The sequence below is a fragment of the Cytobacillus spongiae genome, from assembly GCF_021390075.1.
In genome coordinates, this window is sequence record NZ_CP089997.1 from 3,045,258 (window position 1) to 3,071,260 (window position 26,003).

Below are 26,003 nucleotides of genomic sequence, written 5' to 3' on the forward strand. Positions count from 1 at the left end.
AGGAGGTAGAAAAGGCCCCATCATCTAGTTAGTAGTTTCTGAGCTGGCGTTCATATCCTTTTCCTCGTCCTTTAAGTCTGGGAATGTATTTAAAGGGTTCTTTTTATTACTAGGGATTGGTACTTCTATAATTGGCAATTGATTTTGTAGGTCAAGTAATGTTGGCATATAAAAAGCAGAGACGGCAAGATTATATGATAATGGTTCTATTTGCTGTTCAAGCTTTATTATTTCCTCATATCCATTGAACTCGATGGACTCTACAACTACAATTCTCAAATTGTCTTCTAATGTTTCAATGAATTTTTCTAATTCGAAATAAGTAGGAGACTCTACACTTAAATTTACTGTGATTTTTTTTACGCCCGTTGGTAGTGGAATCGTATTTTCTTTTGGAGAAGCATCTGCTTGTCCAGTATCGGTGGATTCTGTACCTTCAGTTGATTCTCCGTTACCTGTCATATCACCATTTAAGTCTTCTTCTACCTTTTCTTCTATTTGACTTATATTCTCTATAGTAATTTCACCATCTGTAAAACTCATATTTGTCACGAAGCTTTCAGAAATAATTTCTGCTTTTTCTATATCAAGTAAAAGCTTTGATAGCAAAGGTTTGACCGGTACTTGTTTTTGAAGCTCTACTGTACTTTCAAAAGTTGTCGTACTCGCAGCCATCACTTTCCCTTGAATGACTGTTAATAGTTGTTCTTCCATTTGCAGTTCTTTTTCCGTACGTTCTACCTCTGCTTTCTTCGGCTGAAGGTAGAGGAAGTAACCAGCTGCAATTGTCGCTACTAATAAAAGAGATAAAATAATGGCGATTAGCTTTTCTTTTCTTGATAGGCTCATGAATCTTCCCCTCCTTGCCCAGAAGACTCTTCTTTGGTTACTTCTTCTTTAATAAACGACCTATTGAGCGTAATTTCATAATCTCCTACATATCTTGGGATATAAGGGTCGTTTTTTAAACGGGTTTCACTTTGACCATCAGGCTCGTCATATATCCATTCTCCAGTAGTTAACGCAAGAAGCCGAACATCTTCCACCCACTCTGAGTCTAGCAAGGAGGTCAAATAGTATGCAGCCTCACGACTCGTGTCAAACTGAACTGAAAGCTGAATATTACCCGTTTCTTCATATGTAAAATCGAGCATGAAGCCACGGTCTGGAAGCAATGAGGATAATTGCTGGATAACAGGCACCGTTTTAATTGGGTATTGCTTCGCCCAACCAACCGTATTGTTTAGCTCAGTAACAGAATTGGAAGCCTCAAAGTCTACAAGCTTTTGCTGTTCGATTGCAACGAGCTCTTGGGTTGCCGAAATTTGTTTCTGCAGATGATTCCTATCTTGAGTATAGCCTCGTCCAAACCAGTAAATGAGAAAACTACTAGCTAGAAGAAGGAGAATAAGAATACCCGCAATAATTAAAAGCGCAAAGCTTTTTGATTCTTTTTTCGGTAAAAGATTAATTTCTACGAGCATTCTTACACCTCTTTTAATGCCAGTCCCATAGCAATATAATGGTTTCTTGGAAGTGGCCCTTCTTTTCCTTGTTCGATACGATCTTCTTGAATGATCTCGATAGGTACATCAAATTGTTGGCTCATTTCTTCTTTTATTCCTGCTATAAGAGGATGGTCCCCATGAAGGAGGAGCTTGTTTACTTGCTCTTTGCCTTGGTGTAGGGAATAGCGGTAAAAGTCCATCAGCCGACTAACCTCTTTATAAACATCCGAGAATTGCCGCATCAATTCGTTTGTTTCTCCAATATATTTCAGCTCATATTCACCTGTTCGGTTTAATTGTAATTCCCATTTCGTTTCATCATAGTCGATTGGAAGATGATGCATAAAAAATGGTGTATGATTTTCGAAAATGCAAATATTAGCTGTTTGTACATCCAATTGAATCATCATCAGCCTTTCTCCCGTTGCTGCTTGGTCCAGTTGATAATACAAACGATAAAGGGCAAGCGGAGAAATATCAGCTGCAATCGGGTTCAGCTTTTGTTCAAGTAGTAAATTTGAATACTCCATCACACTTTGTTCTGGAGCTGCAAATATGAGTACCTGCTTTTTATTTTCCTCAGTGAACAATATTTTCGCGTCAAACACAGGATCTTCAAGAGGAAGATGAATAGTAGACCCGAGCTCAAGATACAAGTATCCCTTGATTTCATCATCCTTCACATCAGATGGAACTGTAACTTTCCGGATAATGACAAACGAATCTGGCACGATAAAGCGCACAGGCCGCTTGGCAATCTTCCATTCGCGAACACATTCTTCTAAAATCGTTGACAATGTCTCGTAATCTACTATTTTCCCGTTTGTGATAATACCATGTGGAAGGTATCGTTCCCCATAGTTTTGTGCCATTGGTGGATTCGATTGCTTTAATTCAACATAACGAATCGAATGGTCCGTAATGACTAGGTTAATTATGCGATTTTTACGAGAAAACAACGAGAAGGCCATGTCCAATTCCCCTTACTTTTAGATTCCTATAGTTAATAAATGTAAGTACCAGGTGATTATTGAATCACCAAAATAATAGGCGATTAGTGTCCCAAGTGCAATAAATGGTCCGAATGGGATCGGTTTTCCTTTTTGCAGTAGCTTGAACGCAAGTCCGAATCCGCCAAAGAGGGCACCAACTAGAGTTGCTAGGAAAAACGAAAGCAGTAATGTTTTCGTTCCCACAACAAAGCCAATTAAAGCAAACAGCTTAATGTCTCCGCCGCCCATTCCACCTTTACTTACGACAGCAATGAGGAGCAGCAAACTAAAGCCAATCGCTCCACCTAACAAAGAGTCCCACCAAGGTGTAAGTGGATTAAATAGGCGCTCAAATAAAAAAATCCCCGCAAATGCCAACAGTATTTTATCAGGGATCAGCATATAGGTGAGGTCAGAAACAAAAATAATCATAAACAAAGAAATTAACGTCCAAGCGACAAAAAGCTCGCTTGTCCAGCCTAAAACTAGTGGCGCACTAACAAACAAAAGCCCTGTCATTAGCTCGACTATTGGATAAATGGGCGAAATGCCAACCCGACATTGGCGGCATTTCCCCCCTTGAACTACATAAGAAAAAACCGGTATAAGCTCCAAGGCTGTTAACTGATGCTTGCAATTCGGGCATGCCGACCTTGGCGCAACGATTGACTGATTAGCCGGCACTCTCAGTCCTACTACGTTGTAGAAGGAGCCGAGGATGAGGCCGAGGAAAAAAATAAATAATAATATTGAAAAATTCATATGGAATATTATTCTTTTACTTCATCTCTATCTATTAAGCTATCAGCAATTGGTACAGTGCTTGTACCAATATTTCTACTATTACCATCTAAAAATACACTATATTCAAATTGATTTTGAGCAGTCTTTTCAATCACTACATATGAAGTATTTACTTGTGTAGAAGATTCAGCAGTCGCTGTTCCTCTCTTGTACCCATTAGCACTTGTTTCATCTCCATCAGGATCTTTTAGTGTTTCTAAATAACCACTTGACTCCAAGAATTCTAATGGTAGGTATACTTCTTCATTTACAGTTGATGGAAGTATATCAGTATCAGCAGAAACAGCCATTTTTGCTGCTGATACCATTTGTTGTGCATTAGAAACATGTGCATCTTTTCTAGAGTTATCAATCAACCCACCAATACTAGGAATCGCAATGGCCGCGATAATCCCTAGGATGACGACTACTGCTAGTAATTCAATTAATGTCAATCCACGCTGATCTTTCAAACGTTTTTTCATTTGTTGAAACATAGAAAATCTCTCCTTTTTAGATATTTTTACCTATGATATTAGTACTCTATTAACATTATACAGAAAATAGACATTATTACATAGATAAAATTGTTAACATTTTTTTACTACTGTGTATTACCAACTTGATTAAATATTTCAAACATCGGAACCATGATTGAGGTTACGATTGTTCCCACGAGTGCAGCGAGGACGACAATCATTAACGGTTCGATTAAGGATTTAATTCGGTCCGTGCTATTTTCCACTTCTTTTTCGTAGAAATCAGCTACTTTGCCAAGCATTGCGTCAAGTGCCCCTGTTTCCTCCCCAATGGAAATCATTTGAGTGATAAGGGGCGGAAAGGCCCAGTGTGCTCTCATTGGGTCTGTCAATGATTGTCCCTTTTCGAGTGAGTCTCGTGACCTTCTAACAACGCGGGCAATGACTTCATTTTCAACGACATTTTCTACAATGGACATTGCTTGAAGGATTGGGACTGAGCTAGTAAATAATGAGCTTAATGTTCTTGTCATTCTTGCTAGCACTGCCTTTTGCAGCATTTTCCCGAAAATCGGAATACGTAAAATAAAATAATCTAGATAGTATTTGGTTTGCTTATTTCTTCTTAACATGAAAATAAAAACGACAAATGCGAGCATCATCAATACGATGAGCCACCAAAATTTTTGCATAAATTTACTAGAGTTTAATACAAATTGCGTAATCGCAGGAAGCTCACCGCCAAAGTCTGCAAACATATCGACAAATGTCGGAACAACTGATACTAGCAAAAAGATCACAACCGCGATGGCAATAATCCCGACTACAACAGGATAGGCAAGAGCTGAAACAATCTTTTGTCTTGTATTATGCTGTTTTTCAAAATGCTCGGCTAAGCGATCTAAAGTATCATCCATATTCCCGCCTGCTTCACCTGCTCGAATCATATTGATAAACATTGGCGAAAAAATCTTTCGATGCTTGGCGGTGGCATCGGATAATGGATTTCCTTCCTTCAACTCTTGCTCCACATCTAGTAATGCCTTCCTTAGTGGCTTACTATCTGTTTGGACCGCTAAAATACTTGTAGCTTCTACTACTGATACACCTGCCTTCAGCAGGGTGGAGAACTGCCTTAAGTAAATGACAAAATGCTGTAGCTTCACCGGATTTCCGATGGAGATATCCTTCGTTAACAAAGATTCTGCTATTTCGGACATTTCTACTACGCGAATTCCTTCATCTCGAAGCTTTTGCATCGCTTCCCGCCTTGAGGAAGCACTGATCATACCAGACTTTTTCCCTTGACGCGTTCGACCGGAATATTTAAAGCGTGCCATTAGTTATGCATCTCCTGTAAGAATGGAGCCGCGACCTCATTTGATATGGATCCTCTATTAACGAGCTCCTTAATATTACTCTCTAACGTATGCATCCCTTGCGCACGAGATGTTTGCATAATATTAACGATTTGATGAATTTTCTCATTGCGAATAAGGTTAGCTACAGCCGCATTATTAATCAGAATTTCCGTTGCTGCCTTTCTGCCTTGTTTATCAACAGTAGGAAAAAGGCGCTGCGACACGATTGATACTAACACAGAGGCAAGCTGAATTCGAATTTGTGCCTGCTGTGCCGGAGGAAAAACATCAATTATTCGGTTGATCGTTGCCGGAGCACTAGACGTATGTAGTGTTCCAAAAACTAAATGGCCCGTTTCTGCAGCTGTAATCGCTGTTTGTATAGTCTCTAAATCTCTCATCTCTCCAACTAGAATGACATCTGGGTCCTGTCTTAACGCAGCTCGAAGTCCATTAGCAAAATTATTCGTATCAAAACCTACTTCGCGCTGGTCAATAATCGAATTTCCATGTTTGTGTAAATATTCAATTGGGTCTTCTAACGTAATAATATGCTTGCGCATATGATGATTCATATACTGTATCATTGAAGCAAGTGTCGTAGATTTACCACTACCTGTTGGGCCGGTTACAAGGACAAGTCCTTGTGGCTTTTCGGCAATTTTCGTTAATATATTTGGAAGGTCAAGCTCTTCTATAGTAGGGATTTTCGTCGGAACGACACGTACTGCCATTGCCACACATGAACGTTGGAAGTATGTGTTTACACGAAAGCGAGATATCCCTGGGATACCATAAGAAAAGTCGAGCTCCCCTTTTTCTTTAAACTGCTTCCACATATTTTCAGGAATGATCGCTTTCGCCATACCTTCTGTATCTTCAGGCTTTAAAGTATCTTTTCCATACTTTTTTAAATCGCCATTCATTCGCATGATCGGTGGGACCCCAACTGTTAAATGAATATCAGATGCTTTCAGCTCATATCCGGCGCGTAGTAAATAGTCGATTTTTTCTTTCATCTAGCGCACCCCTATTCAGGAATTGCTACTCGTAATACTTCTTCCGTTGTAGTCAATCCTTGTTTTATTTTCAATAATCCATCATCAATTAAAAAGATTGTCTTTGCTTTTATGGCTAGCTCCCTCATTTTCGAGAAGGATTCTCCATTTAAGATCACGCGACGCATTTCATCATTAATTACTAATACCTCATGAATGGCAAGACGACCTTTATAGCCTGTCATATTACATGATGAACAGCCACGCCCTCGTCTAATTGTGTCAATCTTCATGCCCCTCTTAGCGAAAATTTCTATTTCTCGCTTAGTTGCAGGCTGATCTTCTCCACAATCCCGACATACCTTACGAACAAGACGTTGGGCAACTATTCCACTTACTGCAGATGCCACAAGAAAAGGCTCTACACCCATATCGATTAGCCGTGTAATCGAACCTAAGGAATCATTCGTATGAAGCGTACTTAGAACAAGGTGGCCGGTTAGAGAAGCACGAATAGCCACTTCAACTGTTTCTTTATCTCGAATTTCTCCAACCATGATAATATTTGGATCTTGACGAAGAATGGAACGCAAGCCTTTCGCAAAGGTCATCCCTACATTGGAATTCACTTGAATTTGATTGATTCCTTCCACTTGATACTCAACTGGGTCTTCAATCGTAATAATATTCACTTCTTCATTGTTAAGCTTGTTTAGTGCCGCATATAATGTAGATGATTTACCTGAGCCAGTAGGACCAGTGATTAACACAATTCCTGTTGGCTTTTCGATCATGTCCATAAACCGCTTCAAATTAAGCTTATTAAAGCCAAGTTTGCTAATATCATTAAGCGCACTCCCTAAGTCTAGAATACGCATAACTATTTTTTCGCCATAAACGGTAGGTAATGTCGATACACGAAGATCAATTGGATGAAAGTCAATATTTACTTTGATGCGACCATCTTGCGGGACACGGTGCTCGGTGATGTCTAAGTTTGACATAATCTTTATTCTCGCAGTTAGTACACTTTGCATATGTTTCGGCAAGATTCGTTCAACCCTTAAAATTCCATCTACACGGTACCTTACAACTACCTTTGTTTCCTGTGGATCAATGTGAATGTCACTTGCCTTTAAGGTGACGGCATTAGATAACAATTGATTGACGAGTCTAACAATTGGGGAATCTTGATCGGTAATTTTCTCATCTGGAACGGCTTCAGTTTGAGGGAGGTCTCCCATTAACTCCTCAAAGCCCTCATCAATGTTGTAATATTTATTAATCGCTTTTAATATATCATCCTTTGTTGCAATCGCCGTTTCAATTTGGAAGCCAGTCGATAAACGTAAATCATCAATCGCAAAGTAATCCATCGGGTCTGCCATCGCAACAAATAGCTTATCCCCCTCTTTTTTTAGCGGGATAAGCTGGTTTCGCTTCGCTGTTTCTTTCGAAATAATTGAGAACAGCTTTGTATCAAATGGATAGCGATACAAGCTTATATGTGGAATTCCTAATTGGAACTCTAGAACTTCAATTAACTGTTGTTCAGTTATAAAACCTCTTTGTAATAGGGCATCCCCGAGCTTCTGCCCAGCACTTTTTTCCTTTAATGTAGATTGAAGCTGATCCTCCGAAATCAGACCAGCTTCAACAAGTAAATCTCCAAGACGCTTTCGGGTTTGTTTCATCTCATCATCCCCGCTCCATTTGGTGATTATTTTGGTTGTTCATTTGGTTTTCCCCAAAGATTATCGTCTTCATCGTTATCTTCACCGCTTTGATCATTTGAAGAATCCTCATTTCCAGTTTCTTCATCATCGGAATTGTCATCTCCTGAAGGAGATGAGCCATCTTCATCTTGATCTGTTTGATCCTCATCAGCTGATGAACCTGAACTGTTTGAATTGCTATTAGATGATCCTGACTGACCTTTATCCACAATTAATCCTTGCAAAAGAATCCGATGAATTGGCGGATAGAAATCCTCTGAAATCGGTTCAGTTCTTAATAAAGCTCCTTTATCATCATAAACCTCTCTTACCACTTTCACTAATAAGCCTTCTGTCCCCTCTTGTTTGAGTTTCTTATCAGTAGGCTTTAGCTGAGGGTTAAATTGGATTATTTCTTTAGGCTTAAATTTTGTTTCGTCCTTTTTTAGAACTTTATATTCATTTAAGAAGCTATGACCAATTAAAGAGACAGTTAGTTTTCCACCTGCTGCTTTGAATTGTAACGAGAACGTCGCTTCGTTCGGATTAGAGAATACCAAATCGAGGTTTTTGTCTTGATTAACGCTCGCTTCGAATCCAAGCTTTGCATATGAAGGAAGATCGCCACTAATATGTCTTTCAATAATCGAAAAGTTAGAAGGCAAGATGGCATCATATATTCCCGTAGCAATCAAGTTCATTGTTTTCGAAGTAAGCTTCTCCATATCTAGATCTTCTAAAAATTTTAGAAACGAAAATTGAGATTGCGGCTTAATTTCAATGGTTGAAGCTTTTTCAATAAATGTATTCAACTCATTTGAGGCAGCTGCCTCAAGCGTTGATTCATGAAGTACAACAACTTCATCCGCTGAATCTATTAAATAGTCTTCTAATCTCAATTCCAATTGACCTACTTCTAGCATTCTCGCATTAAGCAATAAATCACTTGATAGATTATCCATGTCAAGGTTGGAAGAGGATAAATCGATAGCAACTGCATAAATAATATCCTCTAATTCCCCTTGATCCATATCGACAACAATCAAATTCTTTTGACCATTTTTCGCAGAGTTAACCGTTTCATCCATACGAAATTGAAACAGGTTCAAGTCTACCATTTGCTCTTTTTCTTTAAACTTTAAAAGGACAGAAGAATTTGCCTTCCAACTGACCAGTTGTTCTTGGATAAGCTGCAATGTTTCTGACTCAAGCTTCCCAGCAACATCCGTCGTACCAATTGTTGTACCCTCTTCAAACCGATTGTCTTTTGACATAATTGAATCATAAGCAAAGGCGCCGAAATGTGAGAAACTGAAAATGTAAAAAGTACAAATAATAAGAACAAGAAACAGCTTAATACTTTGCTGATTTCTCACATTCATCGCCCTCCTTATCTTTAAGCTTCAACATTCATTGACAATTCCACAACAATACTTGGTCCTACCTCTTGTGCTTTTTCAATATGGTCAGCAGTTAAAATTGTACCCTCGTAAAAAAGTACCACTCCATTTGCATCATAGATATCTTTCGTTACTTTTTTCCCGCTCAAGATTTCAATTTGCTTTTCTTTTAATGCCATTACTTCTACATCTTCTGAGGGAATAATAGCAGGTTGCTCAGCAAGCTCTTCTTCAATGGCATCAGAAGCTTTATTCTTTCCTTCTAACTCCTCGATTGTATGAAGGAAGGATTCTGATGCATCTTCTTTTACGATGATAATATCTTTACCATATGTAACAACCGCTTCAGATGGCAGTGCCACTTCTTGACTTGGTAAATTTAATTGCATACCAAGAATCATGCCCGTTTCATCATCTACTAAATACTCAGTAATCTCTCCTAATAACGCTCCTTTGCGAGTCATAACCTTTGTGTTTGTAATTTTGATTTTCTTATTCACTAACTGATTGGCAATTGGAATTTCATTTAAATCAATTACAGCATTTTCACTTTCAACTGTTACAGCATATTCACCAATTCCAACAACCTTTTTAAAAGGAATCGCCTTTACACTTACTTGAAAGTCTTCATGTTCAATGGTTAAAAAATCAACAGAACCTTTATCCGGGTTAATCACTAAAGATTTCACTTTACCTACTTGATTTCCATCTGAAATGCTAATAATCGGTAATCCAATAATTTCAACACTTTTTTTCATAGTCGTCATCACACCTAACCTATTCATTCACAACGTATTTTTGTATACTAACTATTTTACCATTTTGAACTACATTTAGTTGATATTTTCACAATATTGTTGATACAAATACTCCACCTGCATATGAATCATTGGGAAATCTAGAAATTGGTCATTCAGTTCGACTACTAATGCTTGTAGGCGATCTGTTTGTTTCGTTTTCATATAATGTTCAACAAGCAATGATGCAAATGTATAATACTCTTGCTTAGGTAATCTCGGGTGTAAATGCTCTTTAATCAGTTGCTCGTATTCATCATCAGCAATTTGGTTCCTCATTAGCTTAATCTGGGCCACCATCGTATGCAAAAGTTGTTGTTGCAAAGCGCTTGTTGTTAAAAGCTCACTGTCTTGAACTTCTTCCTTATGCCCCTCTAGTAGATCCATCGAAAAACCTTCTAGTTCTTCTAGTTCTTCTTGTTCTTCTTGTCCTTCTTGTTCTTCTTGTTCTTCTTGTTCTTCTTGTTCTTCTTGTTCTTCTTGTTCTTCTTGTTCTTCTTGTTCTTCTAGTTCAGCTATTGCCTTTAGTTCATCTAGTTCTTCCGTATCCTCAGATTCCAATTCATCTAAAACAAGATTAAACTCATACTCACTCAATTCTTTAGCATCATATTCCTGTTGAGTATCTTTTAGATGATCCGTTCGCTGATCAAGGCTTTCATCTAGATTGGTTTCTTGCTCCCCTTGAAAAGCTTGTAATTCTTCTTGCTTTTCATTATCTACCAATTGTTTGTCCATGATAATCGGTTCAAGTTCTGCGCTGTCCCAGCTAGCTATATTTATTTCTTCTAATGGTTCAAGTTCTCCAACCAATTCAACTTCCGAAGGCTCATGGTGATCCAATTGATTTTCCATCGGATCAACCTCATCCAATTGAATGTCAGCATCTTGTTCTTCCATTTCATCGTTTTCCAATAACTTCTCAATTTCTGACATATAGCCTAGATCAGGTTCAGTTGAATCAACTGTCGAGAATGAATGAGTCTCTTCGGATGGATCTTCATCTTCTGAAATGCTCTCTCTTTCTAGTAGTTGAGAAAGCCCGTCTTCCATGTCATCTACGTCTAAATCTTGTGCATCGCTAGATTTTGATTCTTGAGGTAGCTCATTTTCCATATGGATTTCTTTAATATAATCAGGTTCCTCTCTAACTTCATCCTGTTCTTTAGAGGTATTCATGCTAGCTTCGAGTGGAATTGGTATATGTTTCTCTAACGCTTCCGATGCTTCAGTTGAGGAATCCTCTTCGTTCATATTAGGTTCTACCTTAGCAGAAGTAGTCATATCAACGTGGTCTTCCTGCCAATCACCAGGCTCTGTAACGCCACTATTGACATACATCCATTTCCCTGAACGCTTATCCAACATATAAGCCATCAAAACGACAAGTAGAAGTAGAATCAAAGCCGTTTGCCAAATGGTGAAACTCACTTTAGCTACTATTCCAATGTTCGCTAGAAAAAATGATGTGATGATTAAGACAAATTTCCCTTTTGTCGAAATTCCGATTGGTAATAAATAGATAATTGGAACTAGGATGAGTAATGACGCAAGAGCCATTAGGAGACTATCCATTTGTTCACCCCTCTTTTAACTATAGTATAAATTACTTATAACTGTTCAATAATACTTTTTTGGTAACTTAATATTTTCGTCCTATAAAGACAATACTCGACTCCTACATATTGTATAATATAATTAGGTATTTTGAAAGAAGGCGAGTAAATGATTAACTGTAAATTTTTGCGAACCGAAACAGGTGTAACATTAATAGAAATATTATTATCGATTACTATTTTAGGGATCGTTTTTCTATCCGTTCTTTCATTATTCAATCAAGCCTATTCTTACACGGAAAGAAATGAAGACAAAACGGTGGGGATTAACGTAGCAAGAAATGTTCTCTACTATATGGAACAACAGGATTATGATGTCTTCAAGGACTATTATTGGACGACAAGCGAATGGAATGATTCCACTCCTGTTCAAAAAGAACTCACACTTACAAATTGTGAAGATAAAAACTCTTCAAGCAATGAACATATCTTCGAAGAATCTGTCTGCAAGGGATTTTTCACTACAAGGATTAATAACCAGGTTTTCAATACAAAGGTTGTCGTCGAATCACATGGTGATCCAAAGCTAAAGGAATATTTAATACCTGTCGAAGTTCATGTTTCCTGGGGCGACCAAACTGCTACAGTTAGAGGGGTAATAAAAGATGAATAGACTACTTTCATCCGAACGTGGGATGACTCTAATTGAAGTTCTTGTAACATTAGTGATAATGACGATCATCTCTTCGATTATTTATAGTGTATTTATAACAGGGATAAAATTGTATCAAAAAATCGGCATCGAAGGTCAACTTCGAGACGACGCCGATTATATTGCTACCATGATTTTGAATGAGCTATATGAAAATACTCCGAATTATATTGAAGACTACAAAGATACAACAACTGGTGCAACAGGGATTCGACTGGTACGCTTTGAAGCCAAAACAGTTAATCGATATATTATCGAAGAATCAACGGCAACAGCTACAGATATCTATATTTTTTATTTAAATAATCAATTCTATGTACGTGAAATGAATCCTGATGGAAGTGAAAAAGAAACTAGGGAAATATCAGTTGATACATCAAATACAACCTCTACCACGGTAGACGGCACACCAGAAACGACAGATATATCAATTGGACAATGCAGCTCGAATGATTCTAATGGTCACTGTACACATGGTACAATTGCTTTAAGTATAGTTATAGAAGATGACAAGAGCAATAACAGTAGCTTATTAGAAACCAAGCCCTTAATTCTGAAAAGTACATTTGGATTTTAACGGAGGGATGATATGATAAACAACGAACGGGGATCTTCATTAATTATTGTCATGCTGACGGTCCTTGTCTTAACAACTCTTGGTCTTGCCATCCTCTCTGCTAGTATTGGAGGGGCGAAACGAACTGAATTACGGGAAGATGAAGTGGTACAAAATTTAGATGCGATCAAGGCGGTAAATGAAGGTGTCGCATTTATTAAAGCGAAAATAAAAGAAGAATACAGTTCAGACATGACTCTTTCCGATTATCAAGATATTATCAATGAGATAATAACCACTTATTCAGGGGCTTCAATTGCAAATAAAAGCACAGCATATAATATTTCAAATAAAGACTACACCCGCGTGTTAGAGGTATCTTCTGAATATGCGGGCGGCAAGAGCTACCGCCAAAAAGTCTATATCACTGCTATGCCAAGCTTTTTAAAATATGCGTTAGGCTCTAGAGATATTCTCACAATCAACGGATCCACCTATTTTGAGGAAGGAAATATATACGCAAATAATGGACTCAAAATAAGTAACCATGCGAAATATATATATGATAGCTTGGACAAAAAAGTGGTAACTGAATTTCCATCTGTTAAAGAAACGTCTTCTAGCTTTGTATTAGTAGAAAGCAATCAAATGGAAGTTTGCTCCTTCGATTGTTATCAAGATGGGAGCTCTGTATCCATCAATTGGGCTAAGTTAGACCCTGCGAATTTAGCTAGCGCCTTTAATCCAAACCCACCTACGTACTCAACGGAACAAACCGAATTTATCGAAGTTAAAATTAGAGAGACAGTTGTAGAAAAATTACGTGAAGGCGGATTTCAGCTCACAGGTGGCACTTCAATGACACAGACGGAAATCAAAGATGATCTTAACGACCCTTCTGTAACTGGTGGGAGCTCAGTTAACATCATCACTTCATTTGGTTCAAGCGCTATTCCTAACCACCAAAGTGATAAAAGTTATCTGTATTTAGGAAATGCTTATATTGATACGAATTCCCTTACGGTAGATAAAGGAAAATGGTTAGTTATTAACGGTGATGCTTTTTTTGAAAATGTCGGATCCAGTCAAATGGATATTTCAGCTAACATTCTTGTTACTGGAAATGTATATATACAAGGGAAAATCGGCTTTGATTCGACCATGTATGTATTAGGTGATACAACGATTAAAAATGCTGAATTAACTGGGCTAAGTAATAGCGAGCTTATTTTAATGACAGAAGGTAAGCTAGATATATCGAAGGTTAACAAATTTAACACGAATATAGGCAGTACAATGAAAGCCTACCTATATACTGCAGATAGTGCAGAAATTTATGCAGTTGGGTCATACATTTCCGTAGATGGTGGTATATTTGCTAAAGGCCATTTAGAAGTGAATGCTTTTAGAGGAGAAACTACTGACGGAGTATCTGATCTAATCTTTAATCAAAATAATGATTACCTTCGTTCAAGACTCACTTTAAAAAATAATAAAAAGCTCTTTTTAAATCAAGCACAAGGGTTGCCAAAAGTGAACAAGCTTGAAGTACTTACAGACTTGATAGAAAAAGATTAAGAGGCTGCATGAGCAGCCTTTATTTTAATAACTCAACAATATCATTATGCCCCCAATTGGCTGCATAGTCCAGAGCTGTCTTTCCTTCTTTCGTTTGAATCGATGGGTCTGCACCTGCTTTTAAAAGAAATTGAACAATTTCTTTGTAGCCATAATTAGCTGCTACAATTAAGGCCGTATCACCATAATGATTTCGACTATCTATACGAGTCGGATCGTTCTTTACTAAAAATTCAACTATATTCTCTCGACCATTTAATACTGCACTGATCAATGGTGTATTGCCTTCATGATCGGTATCATCTGCAGAAGTCTCATTGTAAAGTAGCATAGCTGCTTCTAGATGACCTGCTTTTACTGCAAATAAAAATGGAGTAAGACCTTGATGATCCTTCATTTGTCCTTCAGCTCCCATTTCTAAAAGAGATTTAATAACTGCTGGTACTCCTCGATCGGCTGCAAAATGCAAGACCCCTTGTCCATCTTCGTTCATTTCATTTATTTCTTCTGAATATTGATTATTGGCTATTTCCAGTAATGACACATAGGACTCAACCATTTCCTTATACTCCTCTAGCCCAATCAATTGCTGTTCATCATCAAAAAGATATATAAGTTGATTGAATAATGGCTCTTCCACATCCTCCTTCAGTTTTCCTCCATGCTTAATGAGGAGGGCGGTCATGTCGATGGAATAATTTTTTATCGCTGTTTCAAGCGGAGTATCTCCTTCATCAGAAATGAACTGCAGAGGATAGCCTTTATCAATTAAGATGGTCAATTGCTGTTCATCATCAGCAAGTATGGCAGAAATAACTTCCTTTTGCTTTTCTTCCTCACTCTTTAACTCGATCAGATCCAATTTCATCACGAGGAAGGTAACTGCCAACAATCCACTAAGGATCAATAGCACCGTCAAAGCCCATTTTTTATTCAAAGTAACACTTCCTTTTTGCTTATGCTACAATTCTCTTCATCTCTAAACAGAGGAGCCATAACAAACGTTATGGCTCCTGTTTGGAGTGATTACCACTTATCGTCATCATCACCTGTGTTAGTACCTGATTCCACTACTTTCACAGTTAATTTCGCCGAATATACTTTTCCTGAATCATCTTTGACTGTAATTAAGATGTCTGCTTCACCAAGGCGTTTGGCAGAAATAGCTCCATCAGAATTTACGCCAACATAATAATCATTTTGTGATTGATAGTACTCTTCGGTAACATTCGTTACATCGCTAGGGTGGTAAACTAAGAAGCTAGAAATATTCTTGCTGTTATCTCCCTTGACAATGGAAACCTGTGAAGGATTCGTCGAGATGCCAGTTAATGGAGATCCTACTTGAACTGTAATCACCGTACGTGCATCCCCATTATCTTTGGAAGTGATTTCTATCTCTGCTGTACCTGTCGATACCCCTTGAATGACACCATTTTCAATTACCTTGACAATTGTTGGATCAAGAGATTTCCATTCTAATTGCTTGTTCGTTGCATTGCTAGGCTCTATTGTCACCGTAAAGTCATCGAACGTTTCAAACTTATCAAGTCGAATAGAGGATGGCTCGACAGAAATTTGACTAATTAGAATTTCACGTACCGTTATAGCTGCAGTCTTTGTAATCAATTCACCATCTGCTTTCGTTCCAGTGACAGTTATCCTCGTTGTTCCAGCCTTTAATCCGGTGATCTCTTTCGTTGCTTTATTCACAGTAGCGATCGATGGATCATTTAACGTAATGGTCACTCCAGAATATGCTTCTTCTGGATTAACCGTTAAAGGTATCCCTTTCGTTTCTCCTACATTAAGAGTTACATCTGCTAACGTAATCGTTTCTACCGGGATACGGACATTAAGATAAGTTGTGGCTTCTCTAACATTATTAAACATATCTGTAACAGTCACTTTCACCGTTGCATTGCCTTTTGTATTTGCCGTAACAACCCCAGTTTTCGGATCAATGCTCACTACAGATTGACCTTCCACAATTGACCAAGTCTTATCTTTAATTCCAGCATTTTCAGGGAAAAGCTTCAGATCTAACGTTAAGTTTTTTGGTACCCCTTTATTGATGACCATATTTCCAGGCAGCTCTACTCGATCTAATGCATAATCAGCTCGAATCGTAATTGCATTAAAGGTAGCTGTTTCCTTATTTGTGGCGATGTCTTCATAGGTAATAGCTGATGTATTCAGCGTAAAGTCACCTTTATCTGTAGGCTTTACTTTAATCGTAAAATTCAATTCTTCAGCTGTAAACTTATCTCCGCTACGGGTATATTTAATTCGGCCTAAGTCCGTGGTAACTGTATAACCACTAGCCAATGTACCAGTTTTTTGAAATCCATTTGGTACAATTACATCCACATTCGGAGGAAATGTTTCTGAATAGGTAATGTCGTTTACATAGATTTCATCTGTATCTATTTGGTTGATGGCTGAACCTTGAATGTCCCTTGGCTTAATTAGATAGTTAATGCTTTTTACGTCATTCACTTGTATGATTTGAGTGTTTTCAATTGAACGACTTACTTCTAGATTTGCTGCAATTTTCTCCACTTTTAGCTGAATGATTTCTTCTGATTTTGCTCCACTTTCATCGGTAGCTTCAATCCTAAGTGTGACATCTCCTCCGTTTGGAAGTCCATGTGGGATTGATTGAACAATAGTTGAGCCGTTCGTAATATTTTCTTCTGTATACATCAATTGATCGTTTACAAAAATCTTGGTTGAAACTTTATTGTCCTTTAAGTCGAAGTCTTGAATTTGATAAGAAGCTTCAATTTTTTGATGTGAAGGGATCACATCACCTGCTTTTGGCGTGTTAACGATAATTTTCGGTGCATGGTTTGATCCAAGAAAAGCACGATACATTGTATTTACAAAAAGCTGTTGCTCTTCCGTTGGGAATCCTGAGCTAGTATGTCCTGTTCCAGAATACGTAATATTCCCTTTGGAATATGTGTAATAATGGTTCCAGCTGTCATACATATCTCTAGTTCCACCCCGAATGTTATACCAAGGAATTACTTCTTCATCTTCCAAGTCTAAGGTGTAATATTGGTTATGGGTTAAAGCAATTCTAATATTGTCATCTAAGGTAAAGGGATAAGTAGTGATTAGCCCTTCATTCATTTTATTCGTTTCCGTGGAAGCTTTACGTGCTCCTTTTCCTAGATCGGTTCTCGGAGCTTTCTGACCTGTATCATCCATAAAGTAATTTACCCAGTTGTTATTACTCTCGAAGATCGTGTCATGTGTAAATAGAATACTTTGGTTTGTTTCAATAAATGTTTCCACTGAGTTGGCAGCATTTGTATTAATTGCAGAACTGTTATAAACATCCTTAAACCCGAAAATAAGCATATCGTATGTTCCGTTTATTCTCTCATGAGAATAAAGCGGTGCTCTATTTCCATCTTTATTAAATGTGTCCATGTCAGTTACATCAATATTAATTTTATACTCACCTGGAACATGTAAGTATGATTGATTCATATTGGTTGAGCTTCTAAGGCTTGTATTATCACTTGATTGTTTCTTGACCTGTAGGACATTTACTTCTACCATTTCATCATTAAAGTAGACTTTATCTTTCTTGTAGTCCTTTAAATTGGTTCCCATATCAATAACTTCGAGCTTCCAATTCCGAATTCCGCTATAACCACGTGGCAATGAATAAGAAAGTGTTGTATTATTGGATGAAACTGGCTGTTCTAACACCATCTCTGCAGGCTCATAGCGGTCATTAAAGTCGCTATCAATATAAAGAATGGCTTTTAAATCCTTATTTTTCACACTTGTTAACATATTAATCTCAAACAGCAAGGTGTCACCAGGCTTGTATTTTTGGTTCCCACTTTTGTTCTCAGAAGGAATAACAGATAATTCAAATCTTGGTCTTGGGATATAGTCGCTTTTCGTTAAGAAATTTTTCATATGCGCTACTAAGTCTTGCTGCTTGCTGTTCCCACTGCCATTATAAAAAATAACATTTTTATCCTTACCATTATATGATGTGAAATTTTGTTCCAACAATCCCCCATTATCTATACTTTTTCTTTCTAAAATAACAGGTTGACCCTTTTCAATAAATTGTTCAATAATTTGGTTAGCTTTTAAATTTGTCATGTCATTCATCACATTTGTTGTGTTATGCCATTGATCTTTTAAATTATTGTTACTTAATTTTTCTGGGACTTTCGTTGTTGAATATTCCCCCTCCGTGATGGCAATAAAATCGTACTTCCCATCTAACTCTTCCCTCGAAGCTACAAACTGCTTCATTGTAATCGTTTCAAATTCAAACGATTCCTCCCCTAAAGCCTCTTTTATGCGGGAATTTTGTGGGTTTACATCGACAATCTCGAGAATTTTTAATTTCGGATTAAAATGTGGAATATTTTTATCTGCAAATACAGTTGTTCTAGGTTGTAGGAAAGTACTTACTAATAATAACAATACCAATACACTTGAAAATACCTTTTTCAACTTCCTTCCTCCTCCCACTTATTCTTATCTATATGTTCATCTAGGTATTATAAGTCTTTATTACTATTATTATATCAATTTACCTATGTCAACTACATAGGTAATTGTTAATTATTTATTAATATTCTTACTTTTTTTGTTATATCCTCTTCATTATAACGCAAAAAAGGACAACTAAATAGCTGTCCTTTGCTCTTATCCATTATTCGTGTAATATTTTTACAATTCACGTATCCAATGTTGTTTTGAAACATAGGCAGCTTTCCGCTTGGCGTTCGGTAATCCTCCTCGGCTTCACCTGTTGAGACTCACCTGTCCACTGCTCCAGCAGCCGTCTCGCATACTTCCGCTGCAACTATTAGCCCTCGAATCAAAAAGGGCACATTACCTGGTAGTGAACAACAATCGATTAGTTAATAACCAATTTTTTTAGTACACAGCCTTATTTTATATATTCCGCAACCCGATTCCGCCCTGCTCTTTTCGCTCCTACATAGAGCGCCCTGTCTGCATGGCGAACGAGTGCCATCGAATCATCCGCATCCTTTGGTGCAGTCGCGACTCCAATCGATGCCGTAATCCGTACAAATTGCTTGCTTTCGTTTTGTTCAATTTGCTGTTTTAGTGTAAAAGGTCGATTAGCTATCGTTTGCCTCACTAACTCAGCTGTTGCTAATGCCTCGCTTTTATCGATATCAGGAAGAAGAATAACGAACTCTTCACCACCATATCTAGCGACTGTACCTTTTTGCCCAACAAGCTTAATCAGACGGGCAGCAAGTTCACATAAGACTTCATTCCCACTTTGATGACCGAACGTGTCATTTACTGATTTAAAATGGTCAATATCTAGTATGATGAGCGAGAGAACACTTCGTTTTTTCTGTTCAAGCTTGGCAAATTCATTGCCTAGTAACAGGTCGAAAAAGCGATAATTATATAATTTTGTTAACGGACATTTCTCGCTATTTTCCTTTGTCTCCTCGTAATGTCGGGCATTATCTAAGGCAATTGCGAGATGTGAACAGAGAATATCAACAATCATCAGCTGTGACTTCTCATAGGCTCGCTTTTGCTCAGATGCTAGAACCAGAACACCTACCACTTCATTATTTCTAACAATTGGCACGCTTAAAACACTTTCTACAGATGGCGGCATATACCCTTTAACAATGTTTCTCCATTCTTTTTTCTTGTTAAATAATGCCGTCTTTTTTGTTGCCCAGACTAACCCACTAATACCTTCATGCTTTTTCAGTGGCTTTAGATCGGTTTCCAATTCTTTCCCATGCTCCATGCGCAAAATGAGGTGAAGCTCTTTTTGATCCACAACATCTAATATATATGCATAATCAACTGGAAGCATACCGCTTAGCTTTTGTATAAACAGGTCCATTACATCTTTGACCTGTAAGCGCTCAGCAAGCTGATGGCCAATTTCAGTTGCCTTTTGCAAATAATCATTTACCTTTTCACTAGAATGATAGAGATTTAAGATAATAGACAAGCTTGCAAATGGAACACCAACAAACAATAAGGATATTAGTCCAACCTCTTTATATAAAATATAGAGAACTAACCCAATCGGGAAAGTTAGAATAGAAAGAAAGGTCTCCCAGATGAAATCTTTCTCAAAAAAGTTCGTCTTCTGTTCATATACGAAATAAAAGAAAATAGAGAGGATAATCTGATTAATGGCATAGTATAAAATGGCATAGGTTAAGGCAAGCAAGATGGCCGATGGATTTTCTATAATCGCTACACCGTGCTTTCCTCCCAATGAATAATACGCAAGCCCACTGATAAGTGAGACAATAAAAAACATAAGCGAATTTAGCGGAAAACGAAAGAGCTGGCTCTTTCGAATGCGAATCCTAAGCAATAGAACGACAATGGCCAATTGCACGAGAATCATTTCAGCAAGTAGGCCGAAAGATAAAAACACAGCTAAAGATACCCATTGAATAAGAAAAATCGGTGTATTATTTATTACCAATGGCATAGCTGCAACAAATGACACTAAGACAAAGAAAGCAGTAAGGTCAACAAATGATCCGGCATATTGTGGTGGAAATTGTTGATATACAATCCACATTCCAGCTGGTACAATCAGAAACCAACAAATCCAAATCAATTTTTTTATATGCGGCTGAACCATTTCTCCCCCCCTTTCTTTGTTATTATTGTAAAAAAATAGTTTTTGTCGTAATAGATATTTTATCAAATATTCAAACTTTTGTCACATTAATAATATATGATTTACAGCCTATTAATATTTACGATTTTTGCAGCATACGGACGTACTTCTGACAGAAAATATAGGGAGCCTGTGATTACAAGTGCTTCGGTGGAAGGTAGTGATGAAATCACTTCTTTAACAGCTATCCTCCAATCATTCTCCATGCGCTTATTGTCCAGTTTGCTCAATTGGTAAAGCGTATTTGCATCAGCTGCCCGGGGAAAATCAAAGCTAACAAACGTCATTTTCTCTGCTACAGTTTCTAGCTTTTCAATCATATGGTCCAACTTCTTATCTGATAGCGCTGCAAAAATGATATTAATTTTTTTATGTGAATATCTTTTTTGCAATTCCGTAACTAAAGCGTCAATGCCCTCTTCATTATGAGCACCATCTACAATGACAAGCGGTTCTTTTGAAACAACATCAAACCGACCAGGCCAATAGGCTTTATTCAAGCCTGCTTTTATATCGATCTCATCAATTATATATGAATAGTTTTTTGATAATAATTGACTTGCCATGATGGCGAGGGAGGCATTTTCAATTTGATGCTTTCCCATCATTTTAATTTCAATATGTTCCAGCGAATTAAACCAATTATGAAAGGAAAAACATTCACCAGTTTCTGTTGAATAGTCATTTTTGATAAAAAAGTCTTTGTCTAATTCATATATTCGAGACTTCTTTTCAGCAGCGGTATTTCGAATGACATCTATAGCTTCAGGCTGCTTTACCGCGGTAATTGTGCTAACACCGTTTTTTATTATTCCAGCTTTTTCAAATGAAATATCTGCATAAGTAGGTCCTAGAATGGCCGTATGATCTAACCCAATACTTGTAATGATGGAGAGCATCGGATGTATGATATTAGTAGAATCCAAGCGTCCACCTAACCCTACCTCAAAGAGGGCAATATCAACTGGATGCTTACAACCAAAATAGTAAAAGCTCATTGCGGTAATGATTTCAAATTCTGTAGGACCACCAAGTTCTGTAGTTTCTAGTTCATTAGCAAGTGGATAGATGACATTGGCTAACTCGACAATTTCTTCATCAGAAATTGGGGTTCCATTCAAGCTAATACGTTCATTAAACCTCTCAAAATAAGGAGACGTAAAGCTACCAACCTGATAGCCAGCCTCTTGGAGAATAGACCGTAAATACGTTACAGTCGACCCCTTGCCATTTGTACCTCCTATATGAATCCCACGAATCCGTCTTTCTGGATGACCTAACTTTTCCATCAACCATTCCATTCTCTTTAGTCCTGGCTTTATGCCTAATCTTAAACGAGTATGAATCCAATGAAGCGCCTCATCATAAGTTGTAAACAATTTGTACACCTCACTTTATATAAGGAAAGGGTCAAACTCTACAAATACTAATACTCTAGCTGTAGAGTTTGACCCATAGGAGAAATTATTCTCCTTTCATTTCCTTTATTCTGCCTTCAACCGTAGCTCTTTTTTCTAAATAATCTTGCTCTTTTGCTTTTTCTGCTTCAATTACACTTTCTGGTGCTTTTTTCACAAAGCCTTCATTGCTTAGTTTTTTCTGAACACGTTCTACTTCCTTGTTCAGTTTATCCCATTCTTTTTCTAATCGAGCAATTTCTTCTTCCATATTAATAAGACCTTCAAGAGGAAGAATAATCTCAGCGCCCGTTACCACAGCTGACATTGCCTTATCTGGCGTTTGAACATCGATGCCAACCACTAGCTCCTCTGGATTACAGAAACGCTCAATATAGGCTTTATTCTTTTCAATGGTTTGTAGGGTTTCCGCATTCTTAGCTTTAACGACCATTTTAATCTTCTTACTCATCGGAGTGTTCACTTCTGCTCGGATGTTACGAACGGAACGAATAATCTCAACTAGAAGTTTCATTTCGTTTGCGGCTTGAACATCTGTAAGTGACTCGTTCACTTGTGGCCATTTTGCAATTGTAATTGATTCCCCTTTATGTGGTAGGTTTTGCCAAATTTCTTCTGTTATAAATGGCATGAATGGGTGAAGCAGACGCATAGTTTGATCTAATACATATGCAAGAATTGAACGAGTTGTTTTCTTGGCTGCTTCATCTTCTCCATTTAAAGGAAGCTTCGCCATTTCAATATACCAATCACAGAAATCATCCCAGATGAAATTGTAGAGTATTCGGCCAACCTCCCCAAATTCATAACGGTCTGATAGCCTTGTTACCGTTTCAATCGTTTCATTTAGTCGTGTTAATATCCATTTATCGGCAACAGACTTTTCACCTGTTAGATCAATTTCTTCAAACTTCATACCGTTCATATTCATTAACGCAAATCTTGAGGCATTCCAAATTTTATTAGCAAAGTTCCAAGTTGCTTCAACCTTTTCCATGCTAAAGCGAAGGTCTTGACCAGGCGAGCTGCCAGTAGATAAGAAATAACGTAAAGAGTCCGCTCCATATTGGTCAATAACATCCATTGGGTCAACTCCATTGCCTAGAGATTTACTCATTTTTCTCCCTTGTGCATCACGAACAAGACCATGAATTAATACATCGTTAAATGGACGTTGACCGGTAAATTCAAGCCCTTGGAAAATCATTCGCGATACCCAGAAGAAGATGATATCGTAGCCTGTTACTAAACAAGCTGTTGGATAATAGCGTTTGAAATCAGCTGCTCCTGTATCTGGCCAGCCCATCGTTGAAAAAGGCCACAAGGCAGAACTGAACCATGTATCTAAGACATCCTTATCCTGCTCCCAATTTTCAATATCTGAAGGAGCTTCATTGCCTACATATACTTCACCTGTTTCTTTATGATACCAAGCTGGAATGCGATGCCCCCACCAAAGCTGTCGAGAAATACACCAGTCGCGAATATTTTCCATCCAATGTAGGTATGTCTTTTCAAAGCGTTCTGGAACAAAGTTCACCTTATTTTCTTTATTTTGAAGTGCAACTGCCTCATCTGCTAATGGTTGCATTTTTACAAACCATTGAGTAGATAAATATGGTTCAACTACAGCTCCGCTTCGTTCCGAGTGTCCAACTGAGTGCATATGCTCTTCGATTTTGAAAAGCACTCCTTGCTCCTGCAAATCTTTCACAATCTGCTTACGGCATTCAAAACGATCCATTCCACTATATTTACCAGCTTTGTCATTCATGCTTCCATCCTCGTTCATCACAAGGATCCGATCTAAATTGTGTCGGTTTCCGATTTCGAAATCGTTTGGATCATGTGCTGGTGTAATTTTCACGGCTCCTGAACCGAACTCCATATCAACATAATCATCACCTACAATTGGAATTTCACGACCAACAATCGGTAATGTAACCATTTTTCCAATTAAGTGCTTATAGCGATCATCTTCCGGATGAACAGCAACAGCTGAGTCACCAAGCATTGTTTCTGGACGGGTTGTGGCAATTTCAATATGCCCAGATCCATCTGCTAGAGGATATTTCATATGATAGAACGCACCTTGAACATCCTTGTAAATTACTTCTATATCGGATAAAGCCGTCTTCGTAGCTGGATCCCAGTTAATGATATATTCGCCGCGGTATATTAGGCCTTTGTTGAAAAGAGATACGAATACTTCACGAACCGCCTTTGATAGCCCCTCATCTAACGTAAAACGCTCACGGCTATAATCTAAGCCTAAGCCTAGCTTCGACCACTGCTCACGAATATGACTTGCGTATTCTTCCTTCCATTTCCAAGTTTCTTCTACAAATTTCTCCCTGCCTAGATCATAACGGCTTTTTCCATCATTGCGAAGCTTTTCTTCTACCTTTGCTTGAGTCGCAATACCTGCGTGATCCATTCCCGGAAGCCATAAAACATCGTAGCCTTGCATACGCTTCATACGAGTTAATATATCTTGGAGTGTCGTATCCCAGGCATGACCTAAGTGAAGCTTTCCTGTTACATTCGGCGGGGGAATGACAATCGTATATGGCTGTTTTTCCTCATCATCCTTCGCCTCGAAAAATTTCCCATCTAACCACCAATTATAACGGCCTTTTTCAATGCTACTTGGATTATACTTTGTAGGCATTTGTAACTCATTGTTTTCCATTTTTTATTCCTCCATTTAAGAACTTGAAATTCTAGTTACACTGTTCCACTTCAGTTCATCTGACCTGCTATGCAAAAGCCTAGAGAACAAGAACCTACGTAAAACAAAAAAATCCATCCGTCTCATAAAAGGACGAATGGATGCTATTTCGCGGTACCACCTTTTTTCCAATTGGCAAATAAACCAAATTGGCACTTACATGGATAACGGATCTCCGTCTCTCACTACTCAGACCAAGCCTTTCGCAAAAGAAGCTCCAGGGCGACCTTCCAATGGTTTACTTAGAAAGCCTTTCAGCAAATGGCTTTCCTCTCTTTAAAAGTAAAGGACACTGTACTCTTCCCTATCTTAGCTACAAATATGGAATGATTATATTAGATATACTACCGAAAAAAAGGGATTTACGTCAATAAGCATATACGATTTTTTTTACTTTTATACATTACGAGGGAAAAATTTAGGTGAAAGACACAATCAAACAAACATATACATAAGATAAAGTAATCCTATCTCTACGGTTTAAGTACTCAAAACTTATTATTGACGAAAGGATGGGGACAGATGCGCAGAAAATATAATCCATACACGCTACCACCTTGGTTACGTTCAATTAGGGGAATTTGCTCTCAACTGATTATTCCGTTTTGCATCTTTCAAGGAATACGAACTTTTTTAATACCAACAACTTTTGATGTCATGCTACTAGCCATCTTTATTCTGATTGCTGTTGCATTTCATTTAGAATTTATTTAAGGAGCCCTAACTAC

Annotated in this window: 20 protein-coding genes and 1 other annotated feature; of the genes, 4 read left to right on the forward strand and 16 right to left on the reverse strand. The window is 37.8% G+C overall.

Features of this window, described 5'->3' with window-relative positions:
• Positions 1–24: 24 nt before the first annotated feature.
• The 11 genes from LS684_RS15465 to LS684_RS15515 form a co-directional block, all read right to left on the reverse strand.
• Positions 25–849 carry a pilus assembly protein PilO gene (locus tag LS684_RS15465; protein WP_233807252.1) on the reverse strand — a complete coding sequence of 275 codons (825 nt, stop codon included), beginning with the start codon at positions 847–849 and terminating at the stop codon, positions 25–27.
• Positions 846–1,484, reverse strand: a complete 639-nt coding sequence (locus tag LS684_RS15470; RefSeq protein ID WP_233807253.1) for a fimbrial protein — start codon at positions 1,482–1,484, stop codon at positions 846–848. The genes LS684_RS15465 and LS684_RS15470 overlap by 4 nt, the downstream gene beginning before the upstream one ends.
• A gap of 2 nt (positions 1,485–1,486) precedes the next feature.
• The gene (gene pilM, locus LS684_RS15475; RefSeq protein ID WP_233807254.1) at positions 1,487–2,479 is read right to left on the reverse strand and encodes a type IV pilus biogenesis protein PilM; all 993 of its coding nucleotides are present in this window, start codon (positions 2,477–2,479) and stop codon (positions 1,487–1,489) included.
• An 18-nt stretch (positions 2,480–2,497) separates the two neighbouring features.
• Entirely contained in the window at positions 2,498–3,250 is a 753-nt protein-coding gene (locus LS684_RS15480) for a prepilin peptidase (protein WP_233811678.1), read from the reverse strand.
• Between the two features lie 20 nt (positions 3,251–3,270).
• On the reverse strand, positions 3,271–3,780 hold the full coding sequence (locus LS684_RS15485; protein ID WP_233807255.1) for a type II secretion system protein: 510 nt from the start codon (positions 3,778–3,780) through the stop codon (positions 3,271–3,273).
• A gap of 107 nt (positions 3,781–3,887) precedes the next feature.
• A complete protein-coding gene (locus LS684_RS15490; RefSeq protein WP_233807256.1) occupies positions 3,888–5,102 on the reverse strand; it encodes a type II secretion system F family protein in 1,215 nt (404 codons plus the stop codon).
• Entirely contained in the window at positions 5,102–6,142 is a 1,041-nt protein-coding gene (locus LS684_RS15495; RefSeq protein ID WP_233807257.1) for a type IV pilus twitching motility protein PilT, read from the reverse strand. Before LS684_RS15495 ends, LS684_RS15490 begins: the two co-directional genes overlap by 1 nt.
• An 11-nt stretch (positions 6,143–6,153) precedes the next feature.
• Entirely contained in the window at positions 6,154–7,815 is a 1,662-nt protein-coding gene (locus LS684_RS15500) for a GspE/PulE family protein (RefSeq protein ID WP_233807258.1), read from the reverse strand.
• Between the two features lie 26 nt (positions 7,816–7,841).
• Positions 7,842–9,212: a VanW family protein gene (locus tag LS684_RS15505; protein WP_233807260.1), complete on the reverse strand. Its 1,371-nt coding sequence runs from the start codon at positions 9,210–9,212 to the stop codon at positions 7,842–7,844.
• Between the two features lie 20 nt (positions 9,213–9,232).
• Complete coding sequence (locus LS684_RS15510; RefSeq protein ID WP_233807261.1) at positions 9,233–9,994, reverse strand: PRC-barrel domain-containing protein; 762 nt, start codon at positions 9,992–9,994, stop codon at positions 9,233–9,235.
• Between the two features lie 75 nt (positions 9,995–10,069).
• The gene (locus LS684_RS15515; RefSeq protein WP_233807262.1) at positions 10,070–11,608 is read right to left on the reverse strand and encodes a hypothetical protein; all 1,539 of its coding nucleotides are present in this window, start codon (positions 11,606–11,608) and stop codon (positions 10,070–10,072) included.
• 150 nt (positions 11,609–11,758) lie between these two features.
• On the opposite strand from LS684_RS15515, the gene LS684_RS15520 reads away from it, so the two are divergent.
• Genes LS684_RS15520 through LS684_RS15530 form a run of 3 tightly spaced genes read left to right on the forward strand, consistent with a single transcriptional unit; the run spans position 11,759 to position 14,435 of the window.
• Positions 11,759–12,262, forward strand: a complete 504-nt coding sequence (locus LS684_RS15520; RefSeq protein WP_233807263.1) for a type IV pilus modification PilV family protein — start codon at positions 11,759–11,761, stop codon at positions 12,260–12,262.
• Positions 12,255–12,878, forward strand: coding sequence for a PulJ/GspJ family protein (locus LS684_RS15525; protein WP_233807264.1), 624 nt, complete (start codon positions 12,255–12,257; stop codon positions 12,876–12,878). Before LS684_RS15520 ends, LS684_RS15525 begins: the two co-directional genes overlap by 8 nt.
• A gap of 12 nt (positions 12,879–12,890) precedes the next feature.
• Positions 12,891–14,435 carry a hypothetical protein gene (locus tag LS684_RS15530; protein WP_233807265.1) on the forward strand — a complete coding sequence of 515 codons (1,545 nt, stop codon included), beginning with the start codon at positions 12,891–12,893 and terminating at the stop codon, positions 14,433–14,435.
• Positions 14,436–14,454: 19 nt separating this feature from the next.
• On the opposite strand, the gene LS684_RS15535 is transcribed toward LS684_RS15530, so the two are convergent.
• The 5 genes from LS684_RS15535 to LS684_RS15555 all read right to left on the reverse strand — a co-directional run bounded on the left by LS684_RS15535 (position 14,455) and on the right by LS684_RS15555 (position 25,236).
• Positions 14,455–15,372 (reverse strand): ankyrin repeat domain-containing protein, encoded by a 918-nt coding sequence (locus tag LS684_RS15535; protein WP_233807266.1) that lies wholly within the window; start codon positions 15,370–15,372, stop codon positions 14,455–14,457.
• Positions 15,373–15,461: 89 nt separating this feature from the next.
• Complete coding sequence (locus tag LS684_RS15540; RefSeq protein ID WP_233807268.1) at positions 15,462–18,929, reverse strand: Ig-like domain-containing protein; 3,468 nt, start codon at positions 18,927–18,929, stop codon at positions 15,462–15,464.
• 442 nt (positions 18,930–19,371) lie between these two features.
• The gene (locus LS684_RS15545) at positions 19,372–21,087 is read right to left on the reverse strand and encodes a sensor domain-containing diguanylate cyclase (protein ID WP_233807269.1); all 1,716 of its coding nucleotides are present in this window, start codon (positions 21,085–21,087) and stop codon (positions 19,372–19,374) included.
• Positions 21,088–21,188: 101 nt separating this feature from the next.
• Positions 21,189–22,505 (reverse strand): bifunctional folylpolyglutamate synthase/dihydrofolate synthase, encoded by a 1,317-nt coding sequence (locus LS684_RS15550; protein WP_233807270.1) that lies wholly within the window; start codon positions 22,503–22,505, stop codon positions 21,189–21,191.
• Positions 22,506–22,590: 85 nt separating this feature from the next.
• Positions 22,591–25,236, reverse strand: coding sequence for a valine--tRNA ligase (locus LS684_RS15555; RefSeq protein WP_233807271.1), 2,646 nt, complete (start codon positions 25,234–25,236; stop codon positions 22,591–22,593).
• 125 nt (positions 25,237–25,361) lie between these two features.
• Positions 25,362–25,595 (reverse strand) — a binding site (T-box leader).
• 202 nt (positions 25,596–25,797) lie between these two features.
• On the opposite strand from LS684_RS15555, the gene LS684_RS15560 reads away from it, so the two are divergent.
• The gene (locus LS684_RS15560; protein ID WP_233807272.1) at positions 25,798–25,989 is read left to right on the forward strand and encodes a hypothetical protein; all 192 of its coding nucleotides are present in this window, start codon (positions 25,798–25,800) and stop codon (positions 25,987–25,989) included.
• The last annotated feature ends 14 nt before the right edge of the window (positions 25,990–26,003 follow it).

Bases quoted from the DNA above. Each gene is read 5' to 3' on its own strand.
- LS684_RS15465 (WP_233807252.1), bottom strand. From the start codon at position 849: ATGAGCCTATCAAGAAAAGAAAAGCTAATCGCCATTATTTTATCTCTT.
- LS684_RS15470 (WP_233807253.1), bottom strand. From the start codon at position 1,484: ATGCTCGTAGAAATTAATCTTTTACCGAAAAAAGAATCAAAAAGCTTT.
- pilM (WP_233807254.1), bottom strand. From the start codon at position 2,479: ATGGCCTTCTCGTTGTTTTCTCGTAAAAATCGCATAATTAACCTAGTC.
- LS684_RS15485 (WP_233807255.1), bottom strand. From the start codon at position 3,780: ATGTTTCAACAAATGAAAAAACGTTTGAAAGATCAGCGTGGATTGACA.
- LS684_RS15490 (WP_233807256.1), bottom strand. From the start codon at position 5,102: ATGGCACGCTTTAAATATTCCGGTCGAACGCGTCAAGGGAAAAAGTCT.
- LS684_RS15495 (WP_233807257.1), bottom strand. From the start codon at position 6,142: ATGAAAGAAAAAATCGACTATTTACTACGCGCCGGATATGAGCTGAAA.
- LS684_RS15500 (WP_233807258.1), bottom strand. From the start codon at position 7,815: ATGAAACAAACCCGAAAGCGTCTTGGAGATTTACTTGTTGAAGCTGGT.
- LS684_RS15510 (WP_233807261.1), bottom strand. From the start codon at position 9,994: ATGAAAAAAAGTGTTGAAATTATTGGATTACCGATTATTAGCATTTCA.
- LS684_RS15515 (WP_233807262.1), bottom strand. From the start codon at position 11,608: ATGGATAGTCTCCTAATGGCTCTTGCGTCATTACTCATCCTAGTTCCA.
- LS684_RS15520 (WP_233807263.1), top strand. From the start codon at position 11,759: ATGATTAACTGTAAATTTTTGCGAACCGAAACAGGTGTAACATTAATA.
- LS684_RS15525 (WP_233807264.1), top strand. From the start codon at position 12,255: ATGAATAGACTACTTTCATCCGAACGTGGGATGACTCTAATTGAAGTT.
- LS684_RS15530 (WP_233807265.1), top strand. From the start codon at position 12,891: ATGATAAACAACGAACGGGGATCTTCATTAATTATTGTCATGCTGACG.
- LS684_RS15545 (WP_233807269.1), bottom strand. From the start codon at position 21,087: ATGGTTCAGCCGCATATAAAAAAATTGATTTGGATTTGTTGGTTTCTG.
- LS684_RS15555 (WP_233807271.1), bottom strand. From the start codon at position 25,236: ATGGAAAACAATGAGTTACAAATGCCTACAAAGTATAATCCAAGTAGC.
- LS684_RS15560 (WP_233807272.1), top strand. From the start codon at position 25,798: ATGCGCAGAAAATATAATCCATACACGCTACCACCTTGGTTACGTTCA.